Raw genomic sequence first — 5,323 nt, forward strand, 5'->3', positions numbered from 1 at the left:
ATGGGAAAGGGCCCTGACCACTACGTGGTCAGGGCCCTTTCCTGAATGATTGTCCGGCGGCGTCCTACTCTCCCACACCGTCACCAGTGCAGTACCATCGGCGCTGAGAGGCTTAGCTTCCGGGTTCGGAATGGGACCGGGCGTTTCCCTCTCGCTATGACCGCCGTAACTCTCTCGTACTTACCAACTACAGAGAATCACAACAATCTCGTATGAAATTGTTCTTCCCGGTTGATGTTCCGGGAATCACACAGTGGACGCGTAGCATCTTTGTAAACAAGTTGTCGGCTTATTAGTACCAGTCAGCTCCACACATTGCTGTGCTTCCACATCTGGCCTATCAACCCAGTAGTCTAGCTGGGAGCCTCTCGAGTCTCTAGGACTCATGGAAACCTCATCTTGAAGCGTGCTTCCCGCTTAGATGCTTTCAGCGGTTATCACTTCCGAACGTAGCTAATCAGCGGTGCTCTTGGCAGAACAACTGACACACCAGAGGTTCGTCCATCCCGGTCCTCTCGTACTAGGGACAGCCCTTCTCAAGTTTCCTGCGCGCACAGAGGATAGGGACCGAACTGTCTCACGACGTTCTAAACCCAGCTCGCGTACCGCTTTAATGGGCGAACAGCCCAACCCTTGGGACCTACTCCAGCCCCAGGATGCGACGAGCCGACATCGAGGTGCCAAACCATGCCGTCGATATGGACTCTTGGGCAAGATCAGCCTGTTATCCCCGGGGTACCTTTTATCCGTTGAGCGACCACGCTTCCACAAGCCATGGCCGGATCACTAGTCCCGACTTTCGTCCCTGCTCGACATGTCTGTCTCACAGTCAAGCTCCCTTGTGCACTTGCACTCAACACCTGATTGCCAACCAGGCTGAGGGAACCTTTGGGCGCCTCCGTTACCTTTTAGGAGGCAACCGCCCCAGTTAAACTACCCACCAGGCACTGTCCCTGAACCAGATCATGGTCCGAAGTTAGACATCCAGTACGACCAGAGTGGTATTTCAACGTTGACTCCACCCATGCTGGCGCACGAGCTTCACAGTCTCCCACCTATCCTACACAAGCCGTACCGAACACCAATACCAAGCTATAGTAAAGGTCCCGGGGTCTTTCCGTCCTTCTGCGCGTAACGAGCATCTTTACTCGTAGTGCAATTTCGCCGAGTTCGCGGTTGAGACAGTGGAGAAGTCGTTACGCCATTCGTGCAGGTCGGAACTTACCCGACAAGGAATTTCGCTACCTTAGGATGGTTATAGTTACCACCGCCGTTTACTGGCGCTTAAGTTCTCAGCTTCGCCCCGAAGAGCTAACCGGTCCCCTTAACGTTCCAGCACCGGGCAGGCGTCAGTCCGTATACATCCACTTACGTGTTCGCACGGACCTGTGTTTTTAGTAAACAGTCGCTTCTCCCTGGTCTCTGCGGCCCTTACCCCTAACTCGTAAAGAGTTTCAAGGTTTGGGCCCCCCTTCTCCCGAAGTTACGGGGGCATTTTGCCGAATTCCTTAACCACGATTCACTCGATCGCCTTAGTATTCTCTACCTAACCACCTGAGTCGGTTTAGGGTACGGGCGGCTCGAACCTCGCTAGAAGTTTTTCTCGGCAGCATAGGATCACCCTGCTTCCACCAAACGGTGTCACCATCACATCTCAGGATTAATGCCAGACGGATTTGCCTATCTGACTCCCTACATGCTTGAACGTGGACAACCATCGCCACGCGGAGGCTACCTTCCTGCGTCACTCCATCGCTTACCTACTACCAGATAGGATCGCACGCTCTACCATCCATCCACAGCCAAAGACTGAAGACAGCGGCTTCGGATGCTTAGCATCACTGGGTTCGATATGGGCGGTTCTTCGCCGGTACGGGAATATCAACCCGTTGTCCATCGACTACGCCTGTCGGCCTCGCCTTAGGTCCCGACTTACCCAGGGCAGATTAGCTTGACCCTGGAACCCTTGGTTATTCGGCGGACGGGTTTCTCACCCGTCATTCGCTACTCATGCCTGCATTCTCACTCGTGTGGCGTCCACACCTCGATCACTCGGATGCTTCACTCGCCACACGACGCTCCCCTACCCATCAACACCCCTGAACCACGAAGGCTTAGGAAATGTGTTAATGCCACAGCTTCGGTGGTGTGCTTGAGCCCCGCTACATTGTCGGCGCGGAATCACTTGACCAGTGAGCTATTACGCACTCTTTCAAGGGTGGCTGCTTCTAAGCCAACCTCCTGGTTGTCACTGCAACTCCACATCCTTTTCCACTTAGCACACGCTTAGGGACCTTAGCTGGTGATCTGGGCTGTTTCCCTCTCGACTACGGAGCTTATCCCCCGCAGTCTCACTGCCACGCTTTACTTACCGGCATTCGGAGTTTGGCTGACGTCAGTAACCCGGTAAGGCCCATCAGCCATCCAGTAGCTCTACCTCCGGCAAGAAACACGCAACGCTGCACCTAAATGCATTTCGGGGAGAACCAGCTATCACGGAGTTTGATTGGCCTTTCACCCCTACCCACAGCTCATCCCCTCAGTTTTCAACCTAAGTGGGTTCGGTCCTCCACGCCGTCTTACCGGCGCTTCAACCTGGCCATGGGTAGATCACTCCGCTTCGGGTCTAGACCCCGCGACTAAAACGCCCTATTCAGACTCGCTTTCGCTACGGCTTCCCCACACGGGTTAACCTCGCCACGGAGCACTAACTCGCAGGCTCATTCTTCAAAAGGCACGCCGTCACCCCACAAAGAGGCTCCGACGGATTGTAGGCACACGGTTTCAGGATCTATTTCACTCCCCTCCCGGGGTACTTTTCACCTTTCCCTCACGGTACTTGTCCGCTATCGGTCACCAGGGAATATTTAGGCTTAGCGGGTGGTCCCGCCAGATTCGCACAGGATTTCTCGGGCCCCGTGCTACTCGGGAAATGCATCAGGAGTTCTCAAGGTTTAAGCTACCGGGCTGCCACCGTCTATGGCCGGCCATTCAAGACCGTTCGCCTACCATGAAAATTTCTTACTCCTTGCTGACAAGTCAGTATCAGCTGATACCTCCCACAACCCCGAACGTGCAACACCTGACTGTTATCACACACGCTCGGTTTAGCCTGATCCGCTTTCGCTCGCCACTACTCACGGAATCGCGGTTGCTTTCTCTTCCTGTGGGTACTGAGATGTTTCACTTCCCCACGTTCCCTCTACGCACCCTATATATTCAGGTGCGAGTGACTGGACATGTCTCCAGCCGGGTTTCCCCATTCGGAAATCCTCGGATCACAGTCTGGTTATCGACTCCCCGAGGCTTATCGCAGATTCCTACGTCCTTCATCGGTTCCTGGTGCCAAGGCATCCACCGTGTGCCCTTAAAAACTTGGCCACAAAGATGCTCGCGTCCACTGTGTAATTCTCAAAACACCAACCGACATCCCACAACCGGAGCCACCACACACCCAGAACATAAATGTTCTGAACGGGTATGACTCACATGAGACATCAACAAACAGCACCCAACTACTCGAAGAGCAGCCGAGCCCTGAGAGCCCAACAACGTGCCACGGCATCCACTCCAATCAGACACACTTTCCTTGCTCCGAAGAGCCGTACTCGTGATGCTAACCATCAGAGAATGCCATCCATCGATGTTCCACCCTTGAGCAGATCCCCGTTACACATTTGGTAACGCAAGGACCTTATATGCTCCTTAGAAAGGAGGTGATCCAGCCGCACCTTCCGGTACGGCTACCTTGTTACGACTTAGTCCCAATCGCCAGTCCCACCTTCGACGGCTCCCCCCACAAGGGTTAGGCCACCGGCTTCGGGTGTTACCGACTTTCGTGACTTGACGGGCGGTGTGTACAAGGCCCGGGAACGTATTCACCGCAGCGTTGCTGATCTGCGATTACTAGCGACTCCGACTTCATGGGGTCGAGTTGCAGACCCCAATCCGAACTGAGACCGGTTTTTTGGGATTCGCTCCACCTCGCGGTATCGCAGCCCTTTGTACCGGCCATTGTAGCATGCGTGAAGCCCAAGACATAAGGGGCATGATGATTTGACGTCATCCCCACCTTCCTCCGAGTTGACCCCGGCAGTCTCCCATGAGTCCCCACCCGAAGTGCTGGCAACATGGAACGAGGGTTGCGCTCGTTGCGGGACTTAACCCAACATCTCACGACACGAGCTGACGACAACCATGCACCACCTGTACACCGACCTTACGGGGCACACATCTCTGCGTGTTTCCGGTGTATGTCAAGCCTTGGTAAGGTTCTTCGCGTTGCATCGAATTAATCCGCATGCTCCGCCGCTTGTGCGGGCCCCCGTCAATTCCTTTGAGTTTTAGCCTTGCGGCCGTACTCCCCAGGCGGGGCGCTTAATGCGTTAGCTGCGGCACAGAACTCGTGGAATGAGTCCCACACCTAGCGCCCAACGTTTACGGCATGGACTACCAGGGTATCTAATCCTGTTCGCTCCCCATGCTTTCGCTTCTCAGCGTCAGTTATGGCCCAGAGACCTGCCTTCGCCATCGGTGTTCCTCCTGATATCTGCGCATTTCACCGCTACACCAGGAATTCCAGTCTCCCCTACCACACTCTAGCCTGCCCGTACCCACCGCACGTCCGGGGTTAAGCCCCGAATTTTCACGGCAGACGCGACAAACCGCCTACAAGCTCTTTACGCCCAATAATTCCGGACAACGCTCGCACCCTACGTATTACCGCGGCTGCTGGCACGTAGTTAGCCGGTGCTTCTTTTTCAGGTACCGTCACTTTCGCTTCTTCCCTGATGAAAGAGGTTTACAACCCGAAGGCCTTCATCCCTCACGCGGCGTCGCTGCATCAGGCTTTCGCCCATTGTGCAATATTCCCCACTGCTGCCTCCCGCAGGAGTCTGGGCCGTGTCTCAGTCCCAGTGTGGCCGGTCGCCCTCTCAGGCCGGCTACCCGTCGTCGCCTTGGTGAGCCATTACCTCACCAACAAGCTGATAGGCCGCGAGTCCATCCTTCACCACTAAAGCTTTCCACCAACACTCCATGCGGAGATTGGTCATACCCAGTATTAGCCCCGGTTTCCCGGAGTTATCCCAGAGTGAAGGGCAGGTTACTCACGTGTTACTCACCCGTTCGCCACTAATCCAACCAGCAAGCTGGTCTTCATCGTTCGACTTGCATGTGTTAAGCACGCCGCCAGCGTTCGTCCTGAGCCAGGATCAAACTCTCCATTAATGAAAAACCCCAGACCAACAAAGTCAGCCGGGAAAATCCTGGCAACAAACCAAAAGTCTCGACTTTAAAGCCAAGACCGAATTGACTTGAAACC

General features: G+C 54.8%; 3 rRNA genes. All 3 read right to left on the reverse strand.

Going from position 1 to position 5,323, the window contains the following annotated elements:
- Positions 1 to 51: 51 nt before the first annotated feature.
- Positions 52 to 168, reverse strand: a 5S ribosomal RNA gene (gene rrf / locus AUCHE_RS15295).
- Positions 169 to 272: 104 nt separating this feature from the next.
- Positions 273 to 3,381 (reverse strand): 23S ribosomal RNA (locus AUCHE_RS15300).
- 328 nt (positions 3,382 to 3,709) lie between these two features.
- Positions 3,710 to 5,229: ribosomal RNA gene (locus AUCHE_RS15305) — 16S ribosomal RNA — on the reverse strand.
- The 16S, 23S and 5S rRNA genes sit together here, the layout of an rRNA operon.
- Positions 5,230 to 5,323: the final 94 nt, after the last annotated feature.

The sequence above is a fragment of the Austwickia chelonae NBRC 105200 genome, from assembly GCF_000298175.1.
Classification (GTDB): Bacteria; Actinomycetota; Actinomycetes; order Actinomycetales; family Dermatophilaceae; genus Austwickia; species Austwickia chelonae.